This window comes from Stenotrophomonas sp. PI_27, from assembly GCF_027854495.1.
GTDB classification, from domain to species: domain Bacteria; phylum Pseudomonadota; class Gammaproteobacteria; order Xanthomonadales; family Xanthomonadaceae; genus Stenotrophomonas; species Stenotrophomonas pavanii.
Genome location: NZ_JAJNOF010000005.1, coordinates 118,703 through 145,158 on the forward strand (window position 1 = coordinate 118,703; position 26,456 = coordinate 145,158).

The 26,456-nt window shown below is 69.2% G+C and carries 24 protein-coding genes and 2 pseudogenes; 14 read left to right on the forward strand and 12 right to left on the reverse strand.

The window, feature by feature from the left end:
- Positions 1–65: 65 nt before the first annotated feature.
- Positions 66–794, reverse strand: a complete 729-nt coding sequence (locus LRM18_RS08245) for a DOPA 4,5-dioxygenase family protein (protein WP_270953423.1) — start codon at positions 792–794, stop codon at positions 66–68.
- Positions 795–957: 163 nt separating this feature from the next.
- On the opposite strand from LRM18_RS08245, the gene LRM18_RS08250 reads away from it, so the two are divergent.
- Complete coding sequence (locus LRM18_RS08250; protein ID WP_049470899.1) at positions 958–1,785, forward strand: isocitrate lyase/phosphoenolpyruvate mutase family protein; 828 nt, start codon at positions 958–960, stop codon at positions 1,783–1,785.
- 57 nt (positions 1,786–1,842) lie between these two features.
- Here the strand turns inward: LRM18_RS08250 and LRM18_RS08255 are convergent, their stop codons facing one another.
- Entirely contained in the window at positions 1,843–2,376 is a 534-nt protein-coding gene (locus tag LRM18_RS08255; RefSeq protein ID WP_270953427.1) for a hypothetical protein, read from the reverse strand.
- Positions 2,377–2,500: 124 nt separating this feature from the next.
- On the opposite strand from LRM18_RS08255, the gene LRM18_RS08260 reads away from it, so the two are divergent.
- Both LRM18_RS08260 and LRM18_RS08265 read left to right on the forward strand, forming a co-directional pair.
- A complete protein-coding gene (locus LRM18_RS08260) occupies positions 2,501–3,097 on the forward strand; it encodes an NAD(P)H-dependent oxidoreductase (RefSeq protein ID WP_057494889.1) in 597 nt (198 codons plus the stop codon).
- A gap of 16 nt (positions 3,098–3,113) precedes the next feature.
- Entirely contained in the window at positions 3,114–3,707 is a 594-nt protein-coding gene (locus tag LRM18_RS08265; RefSeq protein ID WP_197639760.1) for a TetR/AcrR family transcriptional regulator, read from the forward strand.
- Positions 3,708–3,720: 13 nt separating this feature from the next.
- Here the strand turns inward: LRM18_RS08265 and LRM18_RS08270 are convergent.
- A pseudogene (locus tag LRM18_RS08270) lies at positions 3,721–3,954 on the reverse strand (D-alanyl-D-alanine carboxypeptidase); the annotation flags it as partial.
- Between the two features lie 4 nt (positions 3,955–3,958).
- Here LRM18_RS08270 and LRM18_RS08275 point away from each other — a divergent pair.
- Positions 3,959–4,183: pseudogene (locus LRM18_RS08275) on the forward strand (biotin transporter BioY); the annotation flags it as partial.
- 25 nt (positions 4,184–4,208) lie between these two features.
- Here LRM18_RS08275 and LRM18_RS08280 read toward each other — a convergent pair.
- Positions 4,209–4,925, reverse strand: coding sequence for a transporter substrate-binding domain-containing protein (locus LRM18_RS08280; protein WP_074726192.1), 717 nt, complete (start codon positions 4,923–4,925; stop codon positions 4,209–4,211).
- Between the two features lie 82 nt (positions 4,926–5,007).
- Between LRM18_RS08280 and LRM18_RS08285 the strand changes: the two genes are divergently transcribed.
- A complete protein-coding gene (locus LRM18_RS08285) occupies positions 5,008–5,379 on the forward strand; it encodes a VOC family protein (protein ID WP_049470916.1) in 372 nt (123 codons plus the stop codon).
- A 72-nt stretch (positions 5,380–5,451) separates the two neighbouring features.
- Here the strand turns inward: LRM18_RS08285 and LRM18_RS08290 are convergent, their stop codons facing one another.
- Positions 5,452–6,291 (reverse strand): arylamine N-acetyltransferase, encoded by an 840-nt coding sequence (locus LRM18_RS08290; RefSeq protein ID WP_270953435.1) that lies wholly within the window; start codon positions 6,289–6,291, stop codon positions 5,452–5,454.
- Between the two features lie 202 nt (positions 6,292–6,493).
- On the opposite strand from LRM18_RS08290, the gene LRM18_RS08295 reads away from it, so the two are divergent.
- On the forward strand, positions 6,494–9,031 hold the full coding sequence (locus LRM18_RS08295; protein WP_270953437.1) for a methyl-accepting chemotaxis protein: 2,538 nt from the start codon (positions 6,494–6,496) through the stop codon (positions 9,029–9,031).
- A 43-nt stretch (positions 9,032–9,074) separates the two neighbouring features.
- Here the strand turns inward: LRM18_RS08295 and LRM18_RS08300 are convergent, their stop codons facing one another.
- The 5 genes from LRM18_RS08300 to LRM18_RS08320 all read right to left on the reverse strand — a co-directional run bounded on the left by LRM18_RS08300 (position 9,075) and on the right by LRM18_RS08320 (position 17,155).
- Positions 9,075–11,597: a sulfite reductase flavoprotein subunit alpha gene (locus LRM18_RS08300; protein WP_270953439.1), complete on the reverse strand. Its 2,523-nt coding sequence runs from the start codon at positions 11,595–11,597 to the stop codon at positions 9,075–9,077.
- Positions 11,598–12,019: 422 nt separating this feature from the next.
- Positions 12,020–12,583, reverse strand: a complete 564-nt coding sequence (locus tag LRM18_RS08305) for a TlpA disulfide reductase family protein (RefSeq protein ID WP_270953441.1) — start codon at positions 12,581–12,583, stop codon at positions 12,020–12,022.
- Positions 12,580–14,961 (reverse strand): protein-disulfide reductase DsbD domain-containing protein, encoded by a 2,382-nt coding sequence (locus LRM18_RS08310; protein WP_270953444.1) that lies wholly within the window; start codon positions 14,959–14,961, stop codon positions 12,580–12,582. The genes LRM18_RS08305 and LRM18_RS08310 overlap by 4 nt, the downstream gene beginning before the upstream one ends.
- Positions 14,958–15,296 (reverse strand): divalent-cation tolerance protein CutA, encoded by a 339-nt coding sequence (cutA, locus tag LRM18_RS08315; protein ID WP_270953446.1) that lies wholly within the window; start codon positions 15,294–15,296, stop codon positions 14,958–14,960. Before cutA ends, LRM18_RS08310 begins: the two co-directional genes overlap by 4 nt.
- 68 nt (positions 15,297–15,364) lie before the next feature.
- Positions 15,365–17,155, reverse strand: coding sequence for an endonuclease (locus tag LRM18_RS08320; RefSeq protein ID WP_270953448.1), 1,791 nt, complete (start codon positions 17,153–17,155; stop codon positions 15,365–15,367).
- Between the two features lie 312 nt (positions 17,156–17,467).
- Between LRM18_RS08320 and LRM18_RS08325 the strand changes: the two genes are divergently transcribed.
- The 3 genes from LRM18_RS08325 (at position 17,468) to LRM18_RS08335 (ending at position 20,232) form a co-directional block, all read left to right on the forward strand.
- Complete coding sequence (locus LRM18_RS08325) at positions 17,468–17,755, forward strand: co-chaperone GroES (protein ID WP_005411227.1); 288 nt, start codon at positions 17,468–17,470, stop codon at positions 17,753–17,755.
- Positions 17,756–17,836: 81 nt separating this feature from the next.
- Positions 17,837–19,486 carry a chaperonin GroEL gene (groL, locus tag LRM18_RS08330; protein WP_270953462.1) on the forward strand — a complete coding sequence of 550 codons (1,650 nt, stop codon included), beginning with the start codon at positions 17,837–17,839 and terminating at the stop codon, positions 19,484–19,486.
- A 134-nt stretch (positions 19,487–19,620) separates the two neighbouring features.
- Positions 19,621–20,232: a DUF6445 family protein gene (locus LRM18_RS08335; RefSeq protein ID WP_053461530.1), complete on the forward strand. Its 612-nt coding sequence runs from the start codon at positions 19,621–19,623 to the stop codon at positions 20,230–20,232.
- A 118-nt stretch (positions 20,233–20,350) separates the two neighbouring features.
- Here LRM18_RS08335 and LRM18_RS08340 read toward each other — a convergent pair whose 3' ends face one another.
- Entirely contained in the window at positions 20,351–21,514 is a 1,164-nt protein-coding gene (locus LRM18_RS08340) for a serine hydrolase domain-containing protein (RefSeq protein ID WP_049470933.1), read from the reverse strand.
- 67 nt (positions 21,515–21,581) lie between these two features.
- Positions 21,582–22,505, reverse strand: coding sequence for a pepsin/retropepsin-like aspartic protease family protein (locus tag LRM18_RS08345; RefSeq protein WP_064239363.1), 924 nt, complete (start codon positions 22,503–22,505; stop codon positions 21,582–21,584).
- Positions 22,506–22,612: 107 nt separating this feature from the next.
- On the opposite strand from LRM18_RS08345, the gene LRM18_RS08350 reads away from it, so the two are divergent.
- From LRM18_RS08350 to LRM18_RS08370, 5 genes are all read left to right on the forward strand, one after another.
- Positions 22,613–23,320, forward strand: a complete 708-nt coding sequence (locus LRM18_RS08350; protein ID WP_049470937.1) for a response regulator transcription factor — start codon at positions 22,613–22,615, stop codon at positions 23,318–23,320.
- A gap of 32 nt (positions 23,321–23,352) precedes the next feature.
- On the forward strand, positions 23,353–24,651 hold the full coding sequence (locus LRM18_RS08355; protein WP_270953739.1) for an ATP-binding protein: 1,299 nt from the start codon (positions 23,353–23,355) through the stop codon (positions 24,649–24,651).
- A 72-nt stretch (positions 24,652–24,723) separates the two neighbouring features.
- Positions 24,724–25,224 carry a MarR family transcriptional regulator gene (locus tag LRM18_RS08360; protein ID WP_164083399.1) on the forward strand — a complete coding sequence of 167 codons (501 nt, stop codon included), beginning with the start codon at positions 24,724–24,726 and terminating at the stop codon, positions 25,222–25,224.
- Entirely contained in the window at positions 25,221–25,961 is a 741-nt protein-coding gene (locus LRM18_RS08365) for a DNA alkylation repair protein (protein ID WP_270953471.1), read from the forward strand. Before LRM18_RS08360 ends, LRM18_RS08365 begins: the two co-directional genes overlap by 4 nt.
- Before the next feature lie 177 nt (positions 25,962–26,138).
- The gene (locus tag LRM18_RS08370; protein ID WP_049470943.1) at positions 26,139–26,396 is read left to right on the forward strand and encodes a hypothetical protein; all 258 of its coding nucleotides are present in this window, start codon (positions 26,139–26,141) and stop codon (positions 26,394–26,396) included.
- Positions 26,397–26,456: the final 60 nt, after the last annotated feature.

Here is a 26,456-nt window from a genome sequence, read left to right on the forward strand (position 1 = left end):
CGCACCCACCGAGGGGCAGCCCAAGGTGCGCTGCACACCACCCACCGCCCCCGTCACGCACCCGCTCACGTCTCCAGCGGCACGGTCGGCACCACGTTCGGGAAGACTTCCTCCAGCGGCTCGCGTTCGCCGGGTTTGGGCACCGGCCAGTTGTAGGCATTCACCGGCTGCGCGCGGTTCACCCACAACGCGTAGTACAGATGATCGGCGCGGCCATCGCCGGTGTTGGGGTGGATCAGGATGGTCAGGCCCAGGCTGTTGAGCTGCAGCCACGGCACCAGCACCGGCAGCAGGTCGTTGGTGAAGCCGAAATAGAACGACGGGGTGACGTGCGGGCCGCGCGGCTCCAGGTTCCAGTTGCCCAGTTCCACCGGGAAGCGTTCGGCGGCCCAGCGCCGCAGCAGTGCGGCCTTCTCGAAGCTGTCTTCGTCGAAGTAGATATGCGCGTGGTAGCTCTTGATGTCGGTGTAGGCGCGCGGGGCCGTGGGCAGCGTTGCCTCGCCGGGGCGCACGCTGGCCGGGCGCGGGGTCGGTTCGCTGGCCGTGGCCAGCCCCCAGGGACTGCGGCCCTTCGCCGGCGGCGGGACGATGGCGCGGAATCCGGGGCGTCCCGGTTCGGTGGTGTTCGCGGCGCTGTCACTGCGCGGGACCGCGCTGGCGGCCGACGCGCTGGCCAGGCCGCCAGCGGCCAGCCCGGCCGACGCGATCAGGCGACGGCGCGCGGGCGAAAGCAGGTCGGCCCAGCGGGCGTCATCGTCGCTGGCGTCGATCAGGGGCTGCGGGTCCGGGTGCATCGGGGCTCCGTGGGGCACTGTGGGGCAGGCAAGCACGCTCGGGCAGTGCACCCGGCGGCGTCCCATAAGCAGGCGGCATCACCTCATGCAGCTCGGCCCACGCCGTGATTGAGTGCCGCCGCGGGGCGGGCTAGGGTGCAGGACTGCCGCCCAGGAGCCCGCCATGACCCCGCTCGATGCCGACACCCAGCGCAAGCGCGCGAGTTTCCGCCAGCTGCATGCGCGCGGTTGTTTCGTGCTGCCCAATCCGTGGGACGTGGGCAGCGCCCGCTACCTGCAGCGGCAAGGCTTCCAGGCGCTGGCGACCACCAGCGCCGGCTGTGCCTGGAGCGAAGGGCGGCCGGATGGCGCGGTTTCGCTGCAGGCCACGCTGGCCCATCTGCGCCTGATGGCGGCGGCGACGTCGCTGCCGTTGAATGCCGACTTCGGCGATGGTTTCGGCGCAACGCCGCAGGCAGTGGAAGAGGCGGTGGCGGCGGCCATCGACACCGGTATCGCGGCGCTGTCGATCGAGGATGCCAGCGGCGTGGCCGATGCACCGCTGCGTCCGATCGACCAGGCAGTGGAGCGACTGCGCGCCGCCCGTGCGGCCATCGACCGTGCGGGGGCCGACGTGCTGCTGGTCGGGCGCGCCGAGAATTTCTTCGTTGGCGTGCCCGACCTGGAGGACACCCTGCGGCGCCTGCGTGCCTATGCCGAGGCCGGCGCCGATGTGCTGTACGCCCCGGGTATCAGCACGCGCGAGCAGATCCGTGCCGTGGTCGCCGCTGCGGGCTCGACGCCGGTGAACCTGCTGGTGGGGGGACCGACACCGCTGCGCCTGCAGGAGATGGCCGACCTCGGCGTGCGCCGGATCAGCCTGGGCGGTGCGCTGGCGCGCGCGGCATGGGGTGGGCTGATGCAGGCCGTCGAGCCGATCATGCAGGACGGCCGCTTCGATGGCCTGCAGCAGGCGGCTTCGGGCGCGGCGTTGAACGCGCTGTTCCGCTGACGCACGCCCAGGCCTGCAATGGAGCCACCCCGTGCGTGGAGGGACGCGCGCCTGCGGCTACAGCGCTTCCATCCCACCGCTGGGCAGCGGCACGCTCGGCTCCAGCGCCGGCAGCAGCTGCCGCAGCAGTGCCGGGTTGTCCAGCATCGCCGCGCCGTCCAGGTAGCGCCATTGCGTCGTACCGGTGCGGCGCACGGCGACCAGGAACGAGGTGCTGCGCATCGGTGCTTCGCGCACGCGCAGCAGTGACTGGCGCGGCACGAAGCAGACTTCTTCGTCGCCGGCCGCGTAGGTGCGGCCCGGTACGCCGGCTTCATCGCTGATGACGCTGACCCCGGCCCTGCGCAGCGCCTTGACCGTGTCGCGGGCCATCTGTGCATAGGCCTCGTTGCCTCCGGCCAGCTGCTTCAGGCTGGGATGGGTGCGCGCGATGATGAGGTCGGTGTCGCCGCGCGCGAATGCCGCCATCATCGCCTGCGCATCCTGGCGCAGGGCGGCCGATTCGGCCGGGCCCAGTTCACCGGCCAGGGCCGGCCATGCGGGCACGGCCCACAGCAGGGCCAGCAACAGCGCAGACAGGCGTGCGTGCATCCTCGAACCTCCTCCGGGCAACCGACGCACTATACGGCGGACACGAAAACAGCATCCCACGCATGACGCTGGTATCCCGCGATCCGCTACCTACTATTGGTAGGTATTGATCGCGGAGCACCTCATGCACAGCCTGATTGTCATTGCCCACCCGGAACCCGGTTCACTCACCCACGCGATCGCGCATCGCATCGGCGACGCCATCTGCGGCGCCGACAGCCGTAACACCGTGGCCTACGCCGACCTGATCGCCGAAGGCTTCGATCCGCGCTTCAACCGCCACGACCAGGCATTGTTCCGCGGCACCGGCGCGGTGCCTGCCGATGTCGCGGCCGAGCACGCTCGGCTGGATGCCAGTGATGCGCTGGTGCTGGTCTATCCGCTGTACTGGTGGTCGTTGCCGGCAGTGCTGAAGGGATGGATCGACCGCGTCTTCACCCAGGGCTGGGCCTACCAGGATGGCGCCGACGGCAAAGTGCAGAAGAAGCTGCAGCGGCTGCGCGTGCACCTGGTGGCCCTCGGCGGCGCCGGCGCGGAGATGGTCGAACGCCGTGGCTACGCTGCGGCGATGAAGACCCAGATCGACAGGGGCATCTTCGATTACTGCGGTGCGCCGGTGCTGTCGTCCGATCTGCTGCTGGACGCCGATACCGGTGCGGCTGACGCGCATCTGCAGACCGCGTTGGCGATCGGCCGTAAAATCGGCGCTCCGACGCACTGATCGCCGTGTTCCGCCGATGCCCGCCCACGCCGCCCCCACGCGCCGCCGATTGACCCGCGAGCAACGCGCCCGCCAGTTGCTGGACGTGGCCTGGGCGCTGATCGGCGAAGAAGGCACCGATGCATTGACGCTGGGGCGGCTGGCCGAGGCGGCCGGTGTGACCAAGCCGGTGGCCTACGATCACTTCGTGACCCGCAACGGACTGCTGGCGGCGCTCTACGATGACTATGACGGGCGGCAGACAGTGGTCTTCCACGAGCGTATCGGCCGTGCCAGGGCACAACTGGCCGATCGTGCGGCGGCCATCGCCTCCGGCTACATCGACTGCGTCCTCAGCCAGGGCAGTGAAGTGCAGGGCATCCTCGCTGCGCTGGTGGGCGCGCCGGAACTCCATGAGGTACGTCGGCGCTACCAGCAGGACTTCATCGACAACTGCCAGGTCTGGCTGGGGCCGTTCGCCGCCCACGGCACCGTGCCGCTGGCGGGGCGCTGGGCCATCCTCGGTGCCGCCGAGACCCTGTCGGAGGGCGTGATGGCAGGCGCGCTGGACAAGGCCAACGCCGAAGCCGAGCTGCAGCGGCTGATCGTGGCCACGGTCAAGCGGCGCTGAGGCGCACCTCCGCTCAGGCGGTGGCCAGTGCAGCGAATCCTGCGGCCAGCCGGTCGCGCACCAGCGCGTCGCGCGCGTCGCGGCTTCCGGAGCCCAGCACCACGGTGACCAGGCGCACTGGCTGCTCCCGCCCGGGTACTGGCCGGCAGGCGGTCGCCGCCAGGCAGAAGCCTGCGGCCCGGGTATAGCCGGTCTTCAGTCCATCCACGCCGTCCTCGCCAAGCAGGGCGTTCTGGTTGCTGCGGTTGACGCTGGACGGGGTGGGCGTGGCGCTGGGGCGGGTGACGCGCGCGCGCCTGCTGCTGGACTCCGGCCAGCTGGTGGCACTGTCCAGCCAGCGCCTGAAAACGGCTTGGCCCCATTGGCTGGTCTATCCGCAGCGGTCTGCCCGTCATCGCGGCTTCCTTGCCTTCCGCGACTGGCTGCACGCACAGGCCGACGAGCACGTGCGGCACATGGAAAACGCGCGCTTGTAACGTCGAGCATGGCTCGACGCTACCGTCATCGGACCAGCGTCACCGCTTGCCCGGCACGGGCGAACGCGGCTTCCAGCAACGGGCCGGCCTTGATCGCCTCCACCTCGTCGAACAGGGCCTGCAACGCTTCGGCCGGGCGCGAAGCCGGTGCCGCCACGGCCTGCTGGATCGCGGTGAAGCGGTCGGCCAGGACGCGATGGCCCGGGTGTGCCTGCGCCCAGGCGGCAAGCGGCTGGCGCACGCCGGCGGCGGCATCCAGGCGCTGCTGCGCGAACAGGCGGATCGCCGCTGCCGACGTCTCGGCCCGCTCGATCGTGGCGTGGCGCAGTTCGCGGCTGAGGAACAGGTCATAGGCCGCCCCGCGCCCGACCGCGATGCGCAGGCCCTCGCGGTCAAGGTCGTCAACCTGCCGTGCAGGGCTGTCCTCGCGCACCAGGTAGGTACCTTCGATCTCGACGTAGGGCGCACTGAAGGCGATGCGGTCGGCGCGCGCCGGATCGATGGCCAGGAAAGCCAGGTCCCAGCCATCCTCGCTGGCCGCAGCGACCACCGAGGCTGCGGCGTCGTGACAGCGGAAGCGTGCCTGCACGCCGATGCGTTGCGCCAGTGCGGTGGCCAGTTCCAGTGACGGCCCGCGGGGTGAACGCGCATCGCCCTGCGCCAGGACTGGATTGCCCAGGTTGATGGCCACGCGCAGAAAGCCCAGCGGTGCCAGCGCACTTCGGTGTTCGGCCAGGGACATGCAGGACTCCGCGGGGAAGGGGCCGTCCAGCATGCCAGTGCTGCCCTGCAAGGGGGTGTCAGTATCCGGCTAAGCTGCGCGCATGAACCCGATTCTGCACGTCGAGATACCGGTCCGTGACCTGGCCCGGGCCATCACGTTCTACCAGCACTGGCTGCAGGTGGTGGTGGACGCCCCGATCCTGCTGCATGACTGCAGGATGGCCTACCTGCCGTTTGCCGACGAGGCCGCCGGCGCCAGCATGGCGCTGGTGCAGGGAGCCGATTACCAGTCGTCCGAGCACGGGGCGCGCATCTACATCGGGGTTGCTGACCTGGACGCCAGCCTCGGCCGCGCGCTGACGGCGGGCGCGGGGCTGCGCTTCGGCCCGGCCGATGCCGGCCACTGGCGCGTGGCCGAGATAGTGGACAGCGAAGGCAACCGGATTGCGCTGCAGGCGCGCAGGATGCCGTAGCGCCGAGCCCATGCCCGGCGGCTGTTGATGACGCCGCCCGCCAGGCATGGCACGACGCTGCGCGTGCATCCGCTACATCGTCGCGGCGCGCGAACGCTGCAGCCAGTCGTTGATCGCCGGGTCCAGCCGTGGATCGTCCGGCAACCGCAGGCCGAAGCGCTGCTGCAATACCTCGCGCACGTCGCCAACATCATGCAGCGGGCGCTTGTCCGGTGCCTGCCCGGGGCGGTATTCGGTGTAGTTGCCGCTGCCGATGGTGCGTCGCCAGTCCGGCCCGGTCAGTGACGCGCGCAGCTGGCCGGGGAAACTGGAATCGGGATGCGTGCACACGTACCAGTTGCCCACCACGTTGTCGATCGGTGCCGGTGCCTGCAGGTCGAAGCGGTACATCGCCCGCCAGCCATCGCTGGATTCGGCCGACAGCACGAAATCACCGTTACCGGGCAGTCGCCGCAGCCGATAGCGCTCGTGCGGCGTGGCCTGCGGCTGTGGATCATGCAGGCGCAGCGGCACGGTCGGTGTGAGGCTGCCGAAACCGGCATCCACCAGCCAGTCATCGCCGTCCACCTCAACGCGCAGCAGCAGATGGGTGCGTGCGGTCAGTTCGCCGTCCTGGGCAGCCAGCAGTACGCGCGCGCTCAACGGCTGCGCATCGAATCCCAACGCCTGCAGCAGCGCCAGCAGGCCGCCATTGAGTTCGAAGCAGTAACCGCCACGGCGGTCGTCCAGCAGCTTGCGCTGCACGCTGTCCAGATCGATCGGTACCGCATCGCGCAACAGGCAGCTGAGGGTCTCGAACGGCAGCAGCGCATTGTGGCGCTGCTGCAGCAGGGTGAGGCCCGCCAGCGTCAGCGGTGGCGGCGCATCCAGCTCCAGGCGTTGCAGGTAGCGGGGGACATCGAGCGTCGTCATGCAGTCACCGGCGGGGGAGGGGAGGTCCACTGTGCTCCCGCAACCGGGGTTGAGGTCAAGCGCGGCGGCAGTGTCATGCCGCCGTCGCCTGTGCCCGGTACAAAGAGCGCGTCCCACGCCGCCGGTGGCCCCGTGAGGAAAATGCCCTAAAGTCGCTCAGGTTCCGGCCGATACAGGTGCGTCTTTCCGCCTGGAGTCTGTCATGTCGGCCGTTGTCCCCCACCTCCGGTCCGTGCGCACGCGCCTTGCCGCGTTGCGCTCGGCATCCCCCGGCCTGCTGCTGTGGCTGCAACCGCACCGGCTCAGCGTGGCCAACAAGCTCAAGGCCACGCTGTGGGTGTGCGGCCTGGGTTTGGTTGCGATCGCCGCCGTCTACGCCTGGACCGGCCATGCCAGCGCACAGGCGGCGCGCAGCCAGGCCAGCTACCAGCGCGGCAGTGATCTGGCCGCGCGCCTGGCCACGCGGGTGGCCGAGGCGCGACGTCTGCAGACCCAGTATGCGCGCAGTTTCGACGATGCCGACCGCGCGCAGCTGCTGGCTACGCAGAAAGCGCTGCAGCTCGATCTGCAGGCGCTGCGCGCGATGCCGATGGATGCCGGGCGGCGCAAGGCGCTGCAGGCGTTGACCGAGGCCGCCGGCGCGTTTTCGCAGGGTGTGGCTGCCCTGTTCGAACGGGTCGATGAGATGGGGCGTGGTGATGCGGGCCTCGCCGCGCAACTGCAGCAGGCGGCCGACACCCTGCAGGCACAGGTGGATGCGCTGCAACGGCCGTCGCTGGCGTTGTCCCTGCAGAAGATGCGTCGCCAGGAAGCGCTGCTGCTGCTCGACGGGGATTCCACTCACGCCGACCGCGCCAGCGAGGAAAAGCTGCCGTTCGACCTCGCGCTGGCGGGCCTGCCCACCGATGCGCAGGACACCCTGCGCAGCGGGATGGAGGCGTATCAGGCCGCCGTGCTGGCATACACCGCTGCCCGCGTTGGCCTGGACGTGGAGGCGCAGTCGCTGTTGGATACCGCTGCCACCGTGGCCCCGGCGCTGGCCGCGTTCCAGCAGGCGCAGGTCGCCGCGCTGGCCCATGCACAGGCGCGCCAGCAGGCCGGGGCCCGCGCCATGAGCGTACTGTTCGCGCTGACCCTGCTGCTGGTTGCCGGTGTGCTGATCACCAGCCTGGTGCTGGTGCGGCGGGCGGTGCGCCAGCCGATCCAGGACACCCTGCGCTTCGCCAGCGACATCGCCGACGACCGCCTGGACACCACGCTGCGTGTGTACAACGCCAACGATGAGATCGGCCAGCTGGCCCAGCGCCTGGTGGAGATGCAGCGGCGCCTGCGCGCACGCATCGAGACCGAGCGTGCCGTGGCGCGCGGCAACACCCGCGTGCGCCAGGCACTGGACAGTGCGCAGGCCGGCCTGATGGTGATCGATGCCGAAGGCCGGGTGGCCTATGCCAATCCAGCGCTGCTGCAGCAGCTGGAACGCCCGGCCGAAGCGCTGCTTGGCGGCGAAGCCGTGCGCCTGCATCCGGCGCTGGCCAGCCTGGCCGGCATGCGCCAGCGCGAGGAGCGCGAGATCAGCCATGCCGGCGTCCGCTACCAGTTGATCGCCAATGCCATCATCGACGAAGGACAATTCCTCGGCGTGGCAGTGGAGTGGCGCAGCCGTGCGCTGGAAACCCTGCTGGAAACCGAAGTGGCAGCGCTGGTCGATGCCGCCGCACAGGGCGACCTGCACGGCCGCATTGGGCTGGAAGGCAAGCAGGGCTTCGTGCGCACGCTGTCCACCAGCATCAATCGCCTGCTGGCCACCTTCGAAAGCAATCTCGGCGATCTGCAGGTGCTGCTGGCCGCACTGGCCCGTGGCGATCTGAGCGTGCGCATGGAAGGAGAACTGCAGGGGGTGTTCGCGCGCATGCGCGACGATGCCAACGCCACCGTCGCGCAGCTGGGCCACATCGTCACCCGCATCCAGCAGGCAGCCTCCAGCCTCGATGCCGGCGTCGGCGAGATCGTTGCCGGTCACCATGACCTGTCGCAGCGCACTGAACAGCAGGCCGCCAACCTGGAAGAGACCGCGGCGTCGATGCATGAGCTGACCGACACCGTCGGCCGCACTGCCGATGCAGCAGGTCGCGCCGATGCCCTGGTCCAGGGTGCGGCAGCGGTGGCCCAGCGCGGTGGCGAGGCCGTCGGCCAGGTGGTCGCGACCATGCACGGCATCAGCGAGGCCTCGCGACGGATCGGCGACATCACCCAGTTGATCGATGGCATTGCCTTCCAGACCAACATCCTTGCCCTGAACGCGGCGGTGGAAGCGGCGCGCGCCGGCGAGCAGGGCCGAAGCTTCGCCGTGGTGGCTGCAGAAGTGCGCCTGCTGGCGCAGCGCAGTGCCGAGGCGGCCAAGCAGATCAAGGGGCTGATCGAAGATTCAGTGGCGCGTGCCGGCCAAGGCAACCTTCAGGCCGGGCAGGCCGGCGCGACCATGGGGGAGATCGTCGGCAGCGTGCAGCAGCTGGCCGATCTGCTTGCCGGCATCCGTCGTGCGTCGCAGGACCAGCATGCAGGTATTGCGCAGGTGAAGCAGACCATCGTGCAGATGGAAGCCAGCACCCAGCGCAATGCCAGCCTGGTGGAAGAGGCCGGTGCCTCGACGGCGCAGATGCAGGCGCAGGTGCATGCCCTGGCCGAAGCGGTGGGCGCATTCCGCCTGCAGTCGATGCCACAGGCGCGCGCGGCGGCCTGACTCTGCCGGTGGTGCCGGCCGCTGGCCGGCACCACCGAATGGTTCAGTACACGTCGCGGCGGTAGCGTCCGCTTTCCAGCAGCGTTTCCACTGCGTCCTCGCCCAGCGCGCCACGCAGTACCTGGTCCACGCCTTCGGCCATGCCCTGCAGCGAGCCGCAGACATGGATCACCGCGCCGCGCTGCAGCCAGTCGCGCAGCGTATCGCTGGCCGCCTGCAGGCGGTCCTGCACATAACCACCGTCGCCATCGCGCGAGAACGCCAGGTCCACCCGCGCCAGATGGCCCTGCGCCTGCCAGGCCTCGATCTCGTCGGCGAACAGGAAGTCGTGTGCCCGCTGGCGCTCGCCGAACAACAGCCAGTGCCCGTGCTCACCGGCATGGGCGGCTTCGCGCAACAGGCTGCGCAGGCCGGCAATGCCGGTGCCGTTGCCGACCAGCACCATCGGCGCATCGCCCCGGCGATGGAAGCCGGGATTGCGATGCACCCGGGCGACGATGCTGGCGCCGATCGGCGCATGCAGCGTCAGCCATCCGGAGCCGAGCCCGGCACGACCGGACGTGTCATGCACCAGCCGCACCACCAGCTCCACCACGCCATCGTCGGCCGCGGATGCGATCGAATACTCGCGCCCCGGCAGCAGCGGCAATCCGGACAGCCACAGGCCGGGGTCCTGCACCGCCAGTGCGGCGTCGGCGTCGGGCAGTTCGCGTTCACTGGCCAGTGCCAGCAGCGTGCGCGGCTGGCCGTCCACCAGCAGGGGCAGCAGCGGATCCAGCCCATGTGCCTCCAGCACGGCACTGGCATGCTGCGCGTTGTGGCGAGGCGCGATATGCAGGATATCGCCGGCCTGCCACTGCACCGTGCCTGGCGCCGCAAGGCGCACACGCCAGATGGCCCCGCCGAGGCTGCCCGGGTTGAGGCGTTCGCGCCCGAGCAGTCGCCACTCATGCATCTGCGTGGCAGCAGGCAGCACGCTGTCATCGGTGACGATGCCGGTCAGCGCGCCCAGTTGTTGCTGCCATCGGCGCAGGGCCGGAACGGCCGCAGCATCGACATCGATGCGTTCGAACAGGGGGCGCGCGCCGTTGCCGAGCAACCAGCCATCGACCTGGCGGCCGAAGCCGCAGTAACGCGGATACTGGCGGTCCCCCAGCGCGAGCAGGCCGAACCGCAGGCCCGACAGGTCCGGTGTCTGCGCCATCAGCTGGCGTGCCGCGCGCCGCGCTGCATCCGGTGGCTCGCCATCGCCAAACGTGCTCAGCACAAGCAGCGCCTGCGATGCCTGCTGCAGCTGGGCGGCGTCGATCCGGGCCAGCGGCAGCACCTGTACCGGATGGCCAGCGGCCTGCAGCTGCGCGGCCGCACGCCACGCCAGCTGTTCGCCCAGTCCACTCTGGCTGGCATGCAGCACCAGCCACGGGGTGCCCTCACCGTCGGCGACCGGCGGTGTCAGCGACTGGCGCAACCCTCGCGCGAGGCGCTGGCTGCGACGGCGATCCAGGTACAGCAGCCAGCCAGTGATGAAGAACACGCTCATGGCTGCGCTGCTGAGCATCACCACGACACGCCCGGGCAGCCCGAAGTAACTGCCCGAGTGCAGCGCGAACACGCTCGTGGCCAGCTGGCCGCCCGTGCCCTGGCGTGCATACGGGCGCGCCTCAAGCACCGCACCCGTGGCCGGGTCCAGCTGCAGCAGGTCGTGTGCGCGGTCATGCTGTCCGCCGCGCTGCGATGGATCACCGGCCATCACCCGCACGTTCAGTGCCTGCCCCGGCTTCTCCGGCAGGCGCAGGTCGATGTAGCCGGTGCGCACGCCGGGCAGGGCGTACAGCGTGGTTTCAATGCGCTCCAGGTCCAGGGTGGCATCGGGATCGACCTTGTGCCTGGCGGCCGGCGCGACGCCCAGCAGGGAATTGGCAGCGCTGCGGTACCCGTCGAACGACCACCACAGGCCGGTCAGCGCACTCATCAGGTAGATCAGCAGCACCCAGGTGCCAAGCACCGAGTGCAGGCTCCACAGGAAGCCGCGGCCGCTGCGTTTCCACTCGATCGCCAGCCAGCTGCGCCAGTGCCACCAGCGCCGTGGCCAGCGCAGGTAAAGCCCGGACAAGGTGAAGAACAGCAGGGCGATGGCGCAGCCGCCGGTCACCCATTTGCCGCGGTCGCCAGCGGCAAGGTGGCGATGCAGGTCCTCGACGAAGTCGAAGAACGCCTGTCCGCGCAGCGTGCTGAAGCGCTCACCGCTGTACGGATCGAAGTACACCCAGTGTTCCTTGCCGCCGGCAAAGCGTGCGACCGACGGCCGCTGGCCGGTGGCGTCCACGCGCAGGCGTTGCAGCGGGCGTTCACTGCCGACCTGCAGCAGCGGCACCAGCTCGCTGAGGGCAAGCGGTTGCTGGCCGTCGGCATGGTGCGCGGCGATCTCGGCAAAGCCGGGATTGGCGGCGCGCAGCAGCTCGTCCTCGAAGGACAGCGTCGCGCCGCTCAGGCCCATCACGGCCAGTACGGCACCGGCGGTGATGCCCAGCAGCCAGTGCAGTTGGAACAGGACGTTCTTGAACATCGAAGGAGGAGGGCCCGGGAGGCTGCCGCCCGCATCCTGCGCAACAGCAAATGAGAATTAGTCGCGGAATTCTCCGTGGCGCCTTGCCTGCGGTCAAGCAGGGGCCAGCGGCCGGGCGCGGCCCGGCACCCGTGGTAGTGCCGGCCGCTGGCCGGCAATCTCGGAAGCAACAGCCAACGCAACAGCAACGGCGGGCATTCCGTGGGATGACGGGTGGGTCCGGTTACGGCGTGTCCTGACCACCCGCAGTGCCCCGCCATCCCACGGAATGCCCGCTTTTTGCTTTTGCTGTTGAAATTGCCGGCCAGCGACCGGCACTACCCGCAGTTGAAATTGCCGGCCAGCGGCGGGCACTACCGCAGTGGAGTTGCCGGCCAGCGGCCGGCACTACCGCAGGTGCAGGGCGCGGTGCTGTCGATCCCTCATTTCACCCAGCGGTCGATCTCGCCCTGGGCGAACGGCCCCAGCTTCGCCTTGACCAGCCGCCCCTGCGCATCGAACAGCACGCTGTAAGGCAGCAGGCCCTGCGCATTGCCCAGCTGCACGCTGGCATCGCGTGGCCCCGGGGTCTCGATCACGATCGGGTACTCCACCGGCACCCGCCGCAGGAAACCGTGCACGTCGTCCGCGGTATCCAGCGCCAGGCCCAGCACCTGCACGCCGTGGTCGCCCTGCGCATCGGCGAAGCGCGCCAGCTCGGGCATCTCTTCCACGCAGGGCGCACACCAGCTGGCCCAGACATTGATCAGCAGCGGGCGGCCGGCAAAGCGCTGGCGCAGGTCGAGGGGCTGTCCCGCCAGGTCCGGCAAGGTCAGCGCCGGCAGTTGATCGCCCACCTGCAGCGTGGGCGTCGCGGCGGTGGCTGTGGAAGCCGTCGCTGGCGTGGCGGGTGCAGGCGGGGCGGGTGACAGTCGATGCCCGGCCCACAGGCCGAGGCCGGCGGCCAGCACCGCTGTCCACAGCAGCGCGGGCCGTTGCCACTTCATCGTGCGGTGCGCAGCAGCGCTTCCTCGACCACCGCCTGGGTCAGCAGGGTCGGCAGCACGGTCGGCGGCGCGCCGGGGCCGTACACCACGTACAGCGGCACGCCCACCGCCTTGTGCTCCTCCAGGAACGTGGTGATCTGCGGGTCGACGTTGGTGTAGTCACCACGCATGTACACCGCGTTGGTGCGCTTGAGCAGTTCCTTGAACTCCGGCCGTGACAGCACCGCACGTTCGTTGGCCTTGCAGCTCACGCACCAGTCGGCGGTCATGTTGACGAACACCACGCGGTTGTCGGCGCGCAGGCGGTCCAGCAACTGCGGCGAATACTCGACCACGTTGTCGCTGGCGGCCTGTGCGGCCCGCGCCGGCGGTGCCAGCTGGGTCACGCCCCAGGCCGGAACCAGCGCACCGATCGCCAGCAGCACGCCGAGCAGGGTCACCGCACGCGAGCCGGTCCAGCGGTTGCGTTCAAACAGCCACAGGCCGAAGGCGAACAGCAGCAGGCCACCCAGCACCAGTGCCATGCCGTCCACGCCACGCTGCTTGCCCAGCACCCACAGCAGCCACAGCGCGGTGGCGTACATCGGGAAGGCCAGCACGTGCTTGAGGGTTTCCATCCACGGCCCGGGCTTGGGCAGGCGCCGCGCCAGCGCCGGCACGAAGCCGATCAGCAGGAATGGCAGGGCCAGCCCCAGGCCGAGGAACAGGAACACGGTCATCGCCTTCAGCGGCGGGGCAATGAACGCGTAGGCGATCGCGCCGCCCATGAACGGACCGACACAGGCACTGCCGACCACGCAGGCCAGCGCACCGGTGAAGAAATCACCGGCCGGGCCACTGCGGCTGGCCAGCGACTGGCCCAGGTTGCCGATGCCACCGCCGAGGGTGAATACGCCGGACAGGCTCAGGCCCACCGCGAACATGATGTAGGCCAGTGCGGCCACCACGCCCGGGTGCTGCAGCTGGAAGCCGATGCCGACGGCGTTGCCGAGCGCACGCAGGCCCACCATCAGCGCACCGATCACCGCGAACGCGACCAGCACGCCCAGCGTGTACCAGAGCGCATGGCTGCGCGCACGCTGCGGGCTTTCGCCGCTCTGCGCCAGGCTCAGCACCTTCAGCGACAGGATCGGCAGCACGCAGGGCATCAGGTTCAGGACCAGGCCACCGGCCAGCGCCAGCAGCAGGACCCAGACGAACGAACGATCCGGATTCGGCGTCGTCACCGGCGGCCGCGTGCGCAGTGCGTTGTCACCGCGCGCATCGTTGGCGAATGCAGTGCCCGCGGTCGCGCTGCCGGCAGCGGCAGCGGCGGCGCCACTCTCGTTGGGCACGGTCGGCAGCAGCCGCAGCGGCGCGCCATCGGCGGATTCGCGCGGCGCACCGGCGGCCGGCAGCGGGCTGACCATCGCAGTGCGTGCTGGCGCCGGATCGCTGCCCGTGCTGAGCTTGCCGGCCGGAATCGACAGCTTGACCCGGCGGGTCATCGGCGGGTAGCAGATGCCATCGGTCTGGCAGCCCTGGAAGGTCACCACCAGGGTGCTGTCGACCGCGTCGGTGACGGTGCGGCGCAGCGGCAGCGGCACTTCCACCTGGTTGAAGTAGACCGAGACATCGCCGAAGTGCTCGTCGCGATGCGACTGCGCGGCCGGCCAGCGTGGGGTGTCGGCGAGCACGCCGGCGCTGCCTTCCAGCTTCAGCGAGGTGCGGTCGCGGTACAGGTAATAGCCCGGCGCCGGGCTGAAGCGCAGCAGCAGGGTGTTGCCATCGCTGGCGATGGCATCGAAGCCGAATGCCTGTTCCGACGGCAGCGGTAGCGCCTGGCTGTTGCTGGCCGCACCCGGCAGGCGCAGGCCGCCGCTGTTGCCGGCACCGGCCAGCGGGTTGTTGAACGGGTTCGCCGCACCGGTACGCGCGGCAGGGGGCACGGACGCGGCGCCGGCGCCGGGCAGGGTGACCTGCACCACGCGCTTCTGCGGCGGGTAGCAGACACCGGCATCGGCACAGCCCTGGTATCGCACTTCCAGGCTGATGGTGCCGGCGGCCTCGGTCGGCGTGCCGGGCAGGGTGGCCTGCAGGCGCTCGCGATAGGTTTCGACCTCGCCGAAGAAATCGTCGTGGTGGCGGTCGCCCTTGGGCATCTGCAGCGCGCCGGCATTGAAGGCGGGGTCGGCCTTGACGCTGGTGCGGTGGCGATAGAGGTAATAGCCCGGCGCGATCTTGAACTGCAGTTGCACCTGGCCACGTTCGGGGGCGGTCGCGGTCAGCGCGAACGCCTGGTCCACCGGCAGCAGGTCCTTCTCATCCAGGGCGAAGGCGGGCAGCGAGAGCCACAACAGGGCGCACAGGGCGGCGCCACGCGCAAACAGAGTCTTCAATCAGTGTCCTCCCGGGTCTGTGCCCGGATCCAATCCAGATACGCCGGCAGGCCGGCCCGGGCTTCGACCGCGATGCACTCCGGGAGTTCATACGGATGCAGTTCGACGATCCGGGCAATCGCGTCATCGACGCGGCTCGCGGTGGTTTTCACCAGCAGCTGCAGCTCGGCGTCGGTGGTCACCTCGCCCTGCCAGCGGTAGGTCGACTGCGCGCCATCGAGGCGGGTCACGCACGCGGCCAGGTGCTCGCGGACCAGCGCGTGCGTGATGCGCTCGGCACTGGCCCGGTCCGGGCAGGTGGTCAACAGCAGCAGGACGGGATCGACGGTCGACATGACCGTCGAGTATAGGGCCGCCACCGGGCCAGGGCCCGGCGGCGGCCGTGGACCGCTGCGTTGCGCGGTCAGTTGGCCAGCTGGCAGGTGGCCGGCTTGGCCGAGGTGAACAGGGCCGGGGTGGCCCACTCGGGGTGGTCGATGAACGGGTTGCGGTTGCCCTGGAAGCTGTAGACCACGTCATTGCGCGCACGCTCGGCATCATCCGGCGGGTCGGACAGGTGCCAGTCGATCAGGGTCGACAGCAGGCCCATGTAGGCCGGTGAGCTGCTGGTCTTGACGATCTTGCTGCGGTCGTCGGTCAGCTCCAGGTCCGGCTCGGACTGGCCGGTCGCCGCATCCTTGCCGCCCTCGTAGCGGATCGCCATGTACATCACCGCACGCGCCATGTCGCCCTTGCGCTTGCCCCACACCTCGAAGGTGCCGGTGTTGCCGTCCGGCGTGCGCACCCAGTTGGAGTTGCCCGGATAGCCACCGCTGCCGCCACCCTGGCCGTTGTTGGCCTCGGTGGCGCGCTCGCCGCAGCTGGCGTCGCACTTGCCGAACGGCTTGTTGCCACGATCGGCGTTCCACTGCGCGTCGGTCAGGTACAGCATGTGGGTGTCGGTATACGGCGCGTACGGCAGGCCCTTGTCACCGGTGGTGGTGGCAAAGCCCAGCGAGTTCGGCCAGGTGTGCTCGCGGTTGTACTTCAGGCCACTGCCGCTGCCGGCGCGATCGGTCACCTTGGCGTAGCTGTGGTTGCGATACGCATCCAGGATCCTGCCGGAATTGTTCGGATCCTCGTCGGCAATTTCCAGGATGGTCCAGGTGCTGGTGCCCGAGCCGCTGTACGGATAGGCGGTGTGGCCCTTGATGGTGGCGTGCAGCGAACAGCGCAGCTGGCTGGGGCTGCTGGTGTTGACCTTGGAGTAATAGCCGGCCGGCACGCCAGGGTTGCCCGGGTCCGGATTGCCGCCGGTGCTGGCCACGGTGAAGGCAATGCGGCTGTCGGCGGCCGGGTGAGCGCCCTGCAGGTCGGTGATGCGCGCGGCGCGGATGTCGAAGCGGCAGGCTTCACCGGCCACCAGCGCGGTGTTGGTGGACAGCTTCACGCTGCGGCCGCTGGCCGGGAAGGTCAGCGGCACGCTGCCGGAGGTACCGCAGCTCAGGGCGAAGGCGCCGCTGGCCAGGTTCACCGTTTCGCTGAACACCACTTCCAGGTCGGCGGCGGCCGGGAAGGTGCTGCTGCCCTGCGCCGGGGTGGTGGTGGACACCGACGGCGGCGTGTTGGGGCCCGGGGTGCCGCCGCCGCTGAAGGTCTGTCCGTTGTTGCAGCTGCCGAACGTCTGGCCGGCCGATTCGGCCCAGGTGAAGTGGGCGTACTGGCTGCCGCTGCCGGTCAGCTGCAGCGACGTGCGCGGCGCCGTGCTGTTGGTCTCGGCCACCGGGATGTTCTGGCTGGTCATCCCCGCGGCGGGGCCGCCGGACGCGGTGATGGTGCCCTCGTAGCTGAGGAACTGGACCACCTTGCCGCTGGCATCGACCAGCGCGATGCCATCGTTCGGGCCGTTCTGGATGCCGTTGGTCGGGTAGTTGACCACGGCGATGGTCGCGCTGCCGCAGCCGGCGGCGGTGCCGGCCGGGACCGGCGTGTTGGCGTAGACCACGGCCGCCGATGCGTTGGACCCGTTGTACAGGTACAGGCGGTAGCCGGACAGGTCCTCGCCGGCGGTGGCCACGACCTCGATCGCTTCGCCGACGTCACCGGCGGCGGTGCTGTCGTCGTAGTGCAGTTCATTGATGAAGACCTCGGCCTGGGCCGGCGCAGCGGCCAGGGCCAGCAGGCAGGCCGCGGCAAGCGGTGACAGCAATCGCATCGACTCCTCCTTGTGATTGGGAATGCCCGGTCGAGCCTAAGGCCGATCCAGTGACACTTTGTCGTAAATGAACGTCAGATATCTGACAGTGCGACGCTTGTCACCGAAATTGGCGGGATCCCGACCAGCGCCAGGCGACACGGGCGGGAAAAATTTTTTTGATGCCACCCTTGAAAGGAGGGCGCGGGGCTCCATCTCTGCCCTGCTCCCGACGTTGTCGGGTTTCTTCACGTGCGGTTCTGGCACTCGCCTGGGGTGAGTGCTAACATCGCCGGACTTTTTTAGACCAATCAATCACTTAAGAGGTCTCCTATGAGCATCAAGCCGCTGCACGACCGCGTTGTGGTCAAGCCGATCGAAGCCGACGAAATCTCCGCCGGTGGCATCGTCATCCCCGACTCGGCCAAGGAAAAGTCCACCAAGGGTGAGGTCGTGGCCGTCGGCCCGGGCAAGCCGCTGGACAACGGCAACGTGCGCGCGCCGTCGCTGAAGGTCGGCGACAAGGTCATCTACGGCCAGTACGCCGGCAGCTCGTACAAGAGCGAAGGCGTCGAGTACAAGGTCCTGCGCGAAGACGACGTGCTCGCCGTCATCGGCTGAGCCTCCGCGCGACCTGTTTCAACCTGATCCCAAACTCCCAGCCGCCGGGCATCGTCCGGCGCTACCAATGAGGTAAATGCAATGGCTGCCAAGGATATTCGTTTCGGTGAAGACGCCCGTTCGCGCATGGTGCGCGGCGTCAACCTTCTCGCCAATGCCGTCAAGGCCACCCTGGGCCCGAAGGGCCGCAACGTCGTGCTGGAAAAGAGCTTCGGCGCCCCGACCATCACCAAGGACGGCGTCTCCGTCGCCAAGGAAATCGAACTGGCTGACAAGTTCGAGAACATGGGCGCGCAGATGGTGAAGGAAGTTGCTTCGCGCACCAACGACGATGCCGGCGACGGCACCACCACCGCCACCGTGCTGGCCCAGGCCCTGATCCGCGAAGGCGCCAAGGCCGTTGCCGCCGGCATGAACCCGATGGACCTCAAGCGCGGTATCGACAAGGCCGTTTCGGCCGCCGTCGCCGAGCTGAAGAACATCTCCAAGCCGACCGCCGACGACAAGGCGATCGCCCAGGTCGGTACCATCTCGGCCAACTCGGACGAGTCGATCGGCCAGATCATCGCTGACGCGATGAAGGAAGTCGGCAAGGAAGGCGTGATCACCGTTGAAGAAGGCTCGGGCCTGGACAACGAGCTGGACGTGGTCAAGGGCATGCAGTTCGACCGCGGCTACCTGTCGCCGTACTTCATCAACAACCAGCAGTCGCAGACCGCTGACCTGGATGACCCGTTCATCCTGCTGCACGACAAGAAGATCTCCAACGTCCGTGACCTGCTGCCGGTGCTGGAAGGCGTCGCCAAAGCCGGCAAGCCGCTGCTGATCGTGGCCGAGGAAGTCGAAGGCGAAGCGCTGGCGACCCTGGTGGTCAACACCATCCGCGGCATCGTCAAGGTCGTGGCCGTCAAGGCGCCGGGCTTCGGCGACCGTCGCAAGGCGATGCTGGAAGACATGGCCGTGCTGACCGGCGGCACCGTGATCTCCGAAGAAGTCGGCCTGTCGCTGGAAAAGGCCACCATCAAGGACCTGGGCCGCGCCAAGAAGGTGCAGGTCTCCAAGGAGAACACCACCATCATCGACGGCGTCGGCGACAAGGCCAACGTTGATGCACGCGTGGCGCAGATCAAGACCCAGATCCAGGACACCTCGTCGGATTACGACCGCGAGAAGCTGCAGGAACGCGTGGCCAAGCTGGCCGGCGGCGTTGCCGTGATCAAGGTCGGCGCCTCGACCGAAATCGAAATGAAGGAAAAGAAGGATCGCGTCGACGACGCCCTGCACGCCACCCGTGCAGCCGTTGAAGAAGGCGTGGTCCCGGGCGGCGGCGTGGCGCTGGTGCGCGCGATCACCGCGCTGGCCGGCCTGAAGGGTGCCAACGAAGACCAGAACCACGGCATCCAGATCGCCCTGCGCGCGATGGAAGCCCCGCTGCGCGAGATCGTGGCCAACGCCGGCGACGAGCCGTCGGTCATCATCAACAAGGTCAAGGAAGGCACCGGCAGCTTCGGCTACAACGCGGCCACCGGCGAGTTCGGCGACATGCTGCAGTTCGGCATCCTGGACCCGACCAAGGTGACCCGTTCGGCCCTGCAGAACGCAGCCTCGATCGCCGGCCTGATGATCACCACCGAAGCCATGGTTGCCGAAGCTCCGAAGAAGGACGAGCCGGCCATGGGTGGCGCCGGTGGCATGGGCGGCATGGGTGGCATGGGCGGCATGGACTTCTAAGTCCACGCCCCTGGCATCGGGTGCCGGCCCTGGGCCGGCATCCCTTCCCGCTGCAAAAGAAGAACCCCGCCGCAAGGCGGGGTTTTTCGTTGCGCAGTTGCCGCCGCCGCAGTGCATCGCTACGCTCGGTGGCCATGCCTACCTCGTTCATCGTCGTTGACGACTTCCTTGCACCGGCCGACGCGCACGCCCTGCGCCAGGCGGCGCTGGGCCTGACCTATCCGGCACAGGACGGCGCATTTCCCGGTCGCAACTCTCTGCAGCGGCTGGAACTGGACGGCCTGGCCGAGGCGGCGTCACGGCTGGTCAACGAACCGCTGCGGCCGGTCAATCCGCTGCAGTCGCACGGCAAGTTCCGGCTGACCCTGGCCAGCGATGTCGGCCGCGCGAAAGTGCACGCCGATCACTCGCACTGGTCGGGCATCCTCTACCTGAGTGCGGCCGAGCACTGCGAGGGTGGCACCGAGTTCTTCCGCCACCGGCGTACAGGCACCGAGCGCATGGCCCTGGACGCCGCGGAACTGGCAGCGCTGGGGTATGCCAACGGCGGCGACATGCATCGCGACATCATCGAGCGCGACAGCAACGACGACAGCCAGTGGGAAATGACCATGCGCATCCCGATGCGCTTCAACCGGCTGGTGCTGCTGCGGCCCTGGTTCTGGCACACCGCCGGCCCGGCATTCGGCGACCGCCCGGAGAATGGCCGGCTGGTGTACCTGATGTTCTTCGAGCAGGCGCGCTGAGCGCAGCAGGCATCCACGCATGGCGTGGATCTACAGGTGCACGGTTTCGCTGGTAGATCCACGCCATGCGTGGATGCGCCCGTCCAGCCGCACGCGATACGCAGGCGTCATCGCACCCTCATTCGACGAAGGCCTTCGACGCGCCGTACTCCCACTGCCACGGCACGCCCGTATCGCCCAGCACGAACGCCACCAGTGCCGGGAAGGTGGCCTCGGCCCGCACATCGTTGCCCAGGATGACCACGCAGCGCTGGTGCCGCTCCACGCACACCAGCGTGTTGCCCACCGCATCGTCGTGGCCGCCCTTGTAGAAGCCCGCGCCCTGCGGGCCGCGGAACGTCACCACGCCCAGGCCGGCGGCCAGACCCTTGTGCTGCCGGGCCGCAGGCAGCTCCGGCTGCAGCGTGGGAAACTGGCTGGCGGTGGTGATCGGCAGCTGCGGCCGCACCAGCTCCCTGCGCATTGAAGCCGACAGCCCGTCGCCGCGCACGTAGCCGGCGGCGAAGCGGGCCATGTCGGCGATCGTGGTGTCCATCGAACCGGCCGCACGCACGCGGCTGCGTTCATCGTGCGGCACCGTATCGCCTTCGGCGGTCCAGCCGTCGGCCAGGTTGCCGGCGAAGTCCGCGCGCCACGTCATGCTGGTGCGCGTCATGCCGAAGCGGTCGAAGATGCGCTCCTGCATCAGCGTCCCCACGTCCTGGCCCAGCCGCCCGCGTTCGATCACGAACTGCAGCAGGATCAGTCCGTCGCCGGAATACCCGTAGCGGGCGCCCGGGTTGAAGTGGAACTTCAGCCGGCCATCCGGTTCGAGAAAGCCGAAGTTGGCGAAACCGCTGGCGTGATTGAGCAGCAGGCGCGGCGTGAGCTGGCGCCAGCGCGCATCGCCGGCCAGCACGCTGTAGTCGGCGTACTTCTTCGGTTCGGGCGGATACGCCGGAAGCGGCTTGTCCAGTGCGGTGGCAATGCTGGCGTCCAGCTGGATCGGCGTGTCCTGCGCCAGCTGCGCGACCAGGTGACCAAAGGCCATCTTGGTCAATGACGCGGCGTACATCACGGTGTCGGTGCGCAACGGCTCGCCCGTGGCGTTGCGTTCACCATAGGCGGCCACATGCACGACCTTGCCGCCATCGACCACGGCCAGTGCCATGCCGCGCGCATGGGCGGCCCGCATCAGGCGCTGTGCTTCGGCATCGATGCGGGCGGGCGAGGGCAGTGGAGGCGGCGCGGCCAGCACGGCCAGCGGGAGCAGCGTCAGCAACATCAGGACGGCACGGCGCATGCGTGGAACTCCTGGCGGGACCGGGCGGATGCTACGCCAGCCAGGTCCCACCGTCATGGGCCGGAGGTCAGCCGGGCCGGCGCAGGCAGATCCGCGCCGCCCCCGCACCGATGTCCACCTGGCCGCCGCGCATCGCATCGGCACCGAGGATCAGCGCCGGTCGTGCCTCCAGGCCGATCGCCTTGAACACCGGCAGTTCGCTGATCCGGACCTCCATCGAAGGGTGCTGCCAGCCGCCGCCGTTCATGCCGGGCAGGGTGTACAGCCAGGTCGCCTGCGCACCGCCACCCAGGCCTTCGGTGCCCTTTGCACGCAGGCGCACCCGTGCATCGCTGCCGTCGGTGCGCAGCCCCAGTGCGCGGGCGGCTTCGGCATTGAGCACGGTCTGCGCCGCGCCCGTATCGACCACGGCGACCGCCTCAACGCCCGGCGTGCCCAGCGTCAGCATGACGAAGCCGAACTGTCGCAGGCCAGCGCTGCGCCCGGGCAGTGCATTGGCCTGGCAGCCCGGTCCCTCCAGGTTCAACCGCCCGGGCGTCCACAGCGCCAGCTGCTCGCGGCCGAAATCCCAGCGGGTATCCCAGCGCCCGGTCAGATCATTGCCGATCAAGCCGTCGATCGCCGGGTCATCGTCTTTCGCCAGGGAGGACAGATCGACCTGCATGCCACTTGCATTCAATTGCCAGCTTCCCAGTTGCCACGCCGTGCTGCGCATGCGCTGCAGCCGGGCCGCGTTCGCGCTGGCACCCTGGGCCTGCGACACTGCCGCTTGCGCATCGTCCAGGCCATAGCGGCGGACCACGCGTGCATCGACCAGGGTTGCCCCGGCGGCACTGTCGACCACGAAGCGCAGCGGTTCGGCGCGTCCGTCCAGCGAGACGGCCACCGCCGGGTGGCCGCCCTGCATCCACATCGGCAGGACGTGCTCGGGGGCGTCGGATGCCCACGCGGGCAGCGCGGCAGCAAGCAGGGAGAGAAGGATGAGGCGCAAGGGAAGGCTCCGCAGTGATCATGGGGCGACCATTGGCGCGCTGCGGCGTATCGCAGGAATATCAGTGTTGATACCGTCCTGATACAGACCTGCCCGATACTGCCTGCATGAGTACTTCTGCCCGTGTCATCGTCGTCGATGACGACGCCAGCATCCGCGACGCCATCGCCGATTGCCTGCTTCTGCACGGCTACCAGGTACGCGTGGCGGCGGACGCCACTGCGCTGGACGTGCTGCTGCAGGTCGAACGCCCGGACGTGATCATCCTGGACTGGATGATGCCCGGCGAAGATGGGCTTTCGGTCTGCCGGCGGTTGCAGGCGCGGGCCATTCCGATCCTGATGCTGTCTGCGATGGGCAGCGCGCCCGATCGGGTCATCGGCCTGGAGATGGGCGCCGATGACTACCTGGCCAAGCCGTTCGATCCCCGTGAGCTGCTGGCGCGGGTGCGCGCGTTGCTGCGTCGCCAGCACAAGCTGCGCGCCCAGGTGCCCAGCGAGCTGCGGTTTGCCGGTTGGCGGCTGCTGCCCGAACAGCGGCGCCTGCTGGCGCCGGATGGAAGCGAACTGGTGCTCAGCCGCGGTGAATTCAGCCTGCTGCTGGCGCTGGCCGAGCGGCCCGGGCGGGTGCTCGGCCGCGAGCAGCTGCTGCAGCTCAGCCGCGGCGAATCCAGTGACACGGTCGATCGCGCAGTCGACCTGGCGGTCAGCCGGCTGCGCCGCAAGCTCGGGCAGGCCGCGCCGGGTGCCGAAGCCCTGGTGCAGACCTCGCGCGGTGAAGGCTACCGCTTCGATGCCGCGGTACAGGTGCTGTGAGCGGCCGATGGTCCACCGCACGCTGGATCGCGATGCTGGCCCTGGCCAGCTTGCTGCTGGCGACCCTGGTCAGCGTGGCGGTGGTCGGCTGGATGCCCCGTCCCGCGCCACCGCCGATGCGGCTGGACCAGGCCATGCAGGTGCTGCGCGGCGAACGGGAGGCCGCGCCGCTGGGCCTGCATCTGGCCCGCCAGGACGGGCCCCCGCAGGGCAGCGCCAGCGGCTGGCTCACGCAGTTGGCGGCGTTGCAGATGGGACTGCCGGCAAAGGACGTGCGCTGGGTCTGGAGCGGGCAGGGCAAGGCGCCCGACGTGCAGGTCATCGAGGGCGGCGCGGTGCTCGATGCGACCGCTCGGGCCGGTGTGCTGAAGGCGCAGTCGGCGGTATTGACCGCCATGCAGTGGCCGCCGTTCGAACTGGGCGTGCGCCAGGCCGATGGACGTTGGCAGGTGGTCGGCAGCGATCACAGCGATCTGGCCGCCTGGCGCCGGCAGGTGATGCTCGCGCTGTTGGGCGGCGCGGTATTGCTGGCGCCGCTGGCGGCATGGGCGTCGATCCGGCTGGGGCGGCCGCTGCGCCGCCTGGCCGAAGCCAGTGCGCGTGCCGACCTGCAGGCCGAAGTGCCGTTGCCCGATGATGGCCCACGCGAAGTACAGGTGCTGGCCGCCGCGATCAGCACCGGTCGCCAACGCCTGCGCGCGCAGGCGCAGGAGATGACCCACATGCTGGCGGCAGTGGCGCACGACCTGCGCACACCCCTGACCGGTCTGCGCCTGCGCGCCGAGTTCGCGCCCGCGCCCCAGGCGGCGCGGATGGTGGCGGACATCGAGCGCATGGACGCGATGATCGAGCAGGTGCTCGACTACGCACGTGGCGAACTGCAGCCGCCGCAGATGCGCGCGCTGGATCTGGCGGCCCTGCTTGAGGACTGCGTGCAGGCGGCGCTGCTGCGCGGGGTGGACATCGTGCTGCAGGGCCCGGACACATTGCCGTGGTACGGCGATGCACTGCTGCTGCGGCGCGCGGTCGACAATCTCATCGACAACGCCGCGCGCTACGCGGGGGCCGTGGAGCTGCAGGTGGCCCTGGCCGGCCACGACGTGCAGCTGGATGTGATGGACCGTGGCCCCGGCATCGCCGAGGCCGACCGCGCACGCCTGCTGCAACCCTTCCAGCGCAGCGAAAGCTCGCGCAGCCGCGCCACCGGCGGGGCCGGGCTGGGGCTGGCCGTGGCCGCCAACGTGGCCAGGCGACATGCCGGCCAACTGCAGCTGCTGCACCGTGAGGGCGGTGGGCTGATCGCACGCCTGCTGCTGGGAAGCACTGGCTGAAATTCACATCTGATTTGCCTGGCTCAGCCATCCTGCAATATAGTTAGGCACCTAACCACATGCGGACGTCAGATGATCGAAGCCAAGCACCGCGCTCTTCTGGCAGAAGCGCAGCGACGCGGCCACGCCAACATCGCGCCGCTGCACCTGTGCTTCCAGCTGCTCTCGTTGTCCTCGTCGATCGATCGCGACTGCGCCGCGCGCCTGGCACCGCATGGGCTCAGCGAGGGCCGCTTCATCGTGCTGTTCCTGTTGCACGGGGCCGGTGGCGCACTGCCGCCGCACCTGCTGGCCGAGCATGCCGGCGTGACCCGCGCCACCATCAGCGGCCTGCTCGATGGCCTGCAGCGTGAAGGCCTGCTGCAGCGTCGCAGCGATGACGGGGATGGCCGCCGTCTGCAGATCGTGTTGACTGCACCGGGAAAGCGCTTGGCCGAATCGCTGTTCGAGCAGCACACGCACTGGATCAGCGGCCTGTTCAACGGCCTGGACGCGGGTGAACAGCAGCAGCTGTCGCAGCTGCTGCACAAGGTCTGGCAGCACACGGACACTGGGCGGGAATCCGCAGCATGAGCACGCCCGTTCCTGCGCAAAGGCTGCGTGCACTCAACAGTGGCAGCGCCGCTGCCACCCATCTGGCCGAATGCCTGGCCGTGGATTTCACCGCGCTGCTGCAGGTGGTGGCGCCAGCCCTTGAGCCGGAAGCGCTGCAATGCATGCGCGATGCCTCAGGCAAGGGCATCACCCAGCGCATGGCGCTGGCGGCGCGGTTGCTGCACGAAGCCGGGCAGGGGGATCCTGCGCGTTGGCAGGCGCATGTCTCAGACACGGTGCGCGGCTGGGCCTGCTACCTGATCGGCAGCGATGCCGGCGCGACGCTGCCGGCCAAGCTGCAGGCGATGCGTCCGCTGGCTGACGACCCGCACTTCGGCGTGCGCGAATGGGCGTGGCTGGCGCTGCGTGCCGACATTGTTACCGCCCCCCTGCAGGCGCTGGAGTACCTGCAGCCATGGACGCAGGAAGCATCGCCGTACCTGCGCCGCTTCGCCTGCGAAGCGCTGCGCCCGCGTGGCGTGTGGGCCACGCATATCGCGCTGCTCAAGCGGCACCCGGAACATGCATTGCCGCTGCTGGAAGCACTGGCCAACGACCCGGAGCGCTACGTGCAGGACTCCGTGGGCAACTGGCTCAACGACGCCGGCAAGACGCAGCCGCAGTGGCTGCGTGCGGTGTGCGCGCGCTGGCAGTACGAACACCACAGCGACGCCAATGCCTACATCCGCAAGCGTGCACTGCGCTCGCTCCGGTAGTGCCGGCCGCTGGCCGGCACCCCCCGGACCTTCAAGGAACAAGCAGCATGTCGCACACCTTCATCGAGCGCTATACCGCCACCCCCGCCTGCACCCCGGACGCGCATGGCACATGCGCCGGTCACCCGGACGCGGTAAACAGGGCATTGCCCATGTCCATCCGCAGGGAAGTTGATCATGCAGAGCACGCTCCAGGTCACGCTGTTCGGCCCGCTTGGCGACAGCCCGGCATTGCAGTTGCCGGGGCTGGAAGGGCCGTCGGTGGCCATCCCGGAAGCGACCCTGCGGCGGTTGGTCTCCGATCTCTATACAACGCGCTCCCTGCTCAACCCCGAGCAGCTGGACGAGGCCCGGCAGGAGCTGGACCGCGTGCTGGAGCGCTGGGCGGACATCCACGAAGGCCTGCTGCTGGACGTGGAAGTGCATGGCAAATGACCGACATTGCGTGGCTGCCGCCACGTAGGCAGCGCTGGAGCGCACCTCGCTGAACCACGT

Excerpts from the sequence above, each read along its gene's own strand:
- LRM18_RS08245 (WP_270953423.1), bottom strand. The coding sequence starts at position 794 with ATGCACCCGGACCCGCAGCCCCTGATCGACGCCAGCGACGATGACGCC.
- LRM18_RS08250 (WP_049470899.1), top strand. The coding sequence starts at position 958 with ATGACCCCGCTCGATGCCGACACCCAGCGCAAGCGCGCGAGTTTCCGC.
- LRM18_RS08255 (WP_270953427.1), bottom strand. The coding sequence starts at position 2,376 with ATGCACGCACGCCTGTCTGCGCTGTTGCTGGCCCTGCTGTGGGCCGTG.
- LRM18_RS08260 (WP_057494889.1), top strand. The coding sequence starts at position 2,501 with ATGCACAGCCTGATTGTCATTGCCCACCCGGAACCCGGTTCACTCACC.
- LRM18_RS08265 (WP_197639760.1), top strand. The coding sequence starts at position 3,114 with ATGCCCGCCCACGCCGCCCCCACGCGCCGCCGATTGACCCGCGAGCAA.
- LRM18_RS08280 (WP_074726192.1), bottom strand. The coding sequence starts at position 4,925 with ATGTCCCTGGCCGAACACCGAAGTGCGCTGGCACCGCTGGGCTTTCTG.
- LRM18_RS08285 (WP_049470916.1), top strand. The coding sequence starts at position 5,008 with ATGAACCCGATTCTGCACGTCGAGATACCGGTCCGTGACCTGGCCCGG.
- LRM18_RS08290 (WP_270953435.1), bottom strand. The coding sequence starts at position 6,291 with ATGACGACGCTCGATGTCCCCCGCTACCTGCAACGCCTGGAGCTGGAT.
- LRM18_RS08295 (WP_270953437.1), top strand. The coding sequence starts at position 6,494 with ATGTCGGCCGTTGTCCCCCACCTCCGGTCCGTGCGCACGCGCCTTGCC.
- LRM18_RS08300 (WP_270953439.1), bottom strand. The coding sequence starts at position 11,597 with ATGTTCAAGAACGTCCTGTTCCAACTGCACTGGCTGCTGGGCATCACC.
- LRM18_RS08305 (WP_270953441.1), bottom strand. The coding sequence starts at position 12,583 with ATGAAGTGGCAACGGCCCGCGCTGCTGTGGACAGCGGTGCTGGCCGCC.
- cutA (WP_270953446.1), bottom strand. The coding sequence starts at position 15,296 with ATGTCGACCGTCGATCCCGTCCTGCTGCTGTTGACCACCTGCCCGGAC.
- LRM18_RS08320 (WP_270953448.1), bottom strand. The coding sequence starts at position 17,155 with ATGCGATTGCTGTCACCGCTTGCCGCGGCCTGCCTGCTGGCCCTGGCC.
- LRM18_RS08325 (WP_005411227.1), top strand. The coding sequence starts at position 17,468 with ATGAGCATCAAGCCGCTGCACGACCGCGTTGTGGTCAAGCCGATCGAA.
- groL (WP_270953462.1), top strand. The coding sequence starts at position 17,837 with ATGGCTGCCAAGGATATTCGTTTCGGTGAAGACGCCCGTTCGCGCATG.
- LRM18_RS08335 (WP_053461530.1), top strand. The coding sequence starts at position 19,621 with ATGCCTACCTCGTTCATCGTCGTTGACGACTTCCTTGCACCGGCCGAC.
- LRM18_RS08340 (WP_049470933.1), bottom strand. The coding sequence starts at position 21,514 with ATGCGCCGTGCCGTCCTGATGTTGCTGACGCTGCTCCCGCTGGCCGTG.
- LRM18_RS08350 (WP_049470937.1), top strand. The coding sequence starts at position 22,613 with ATGAGTACTTCTGCCCGTGTCATCGTCGTCGATGACGACGCCAGCATC.
- LRM18_RS08355 (WP_270953739.1), top strand. The coding sequence starts at position 23,353 with ATGCTGGCCCTGGCCAGCTTGCTGCTGGCGACCCTGGTCAGCGTGGCG.
- LRM18_RS08360 (WP_164083399.1), top strand. The coding sequence starts at position 24,724 with ATGATCGAAGCCAAGCACCGCGCTCTTCTGGCAGAAGCGCAGCGACGC.
- LRM18_RS08365 (WP_270953471.1), top strand. The coding sequence starts at position 25,221 with ATGAGCACGCCCGTTCCTGCGCAAAGGCTGCGTGCACTCAACAGTGGC.
- LRM18_RS08370 (WP_049470943.1), top strand. The coding sequence starts at position 26,139 with ATGCAGAGCACGCTCCAGGTCACGCTGTTCGGCCCGCTTGGCGACAGC.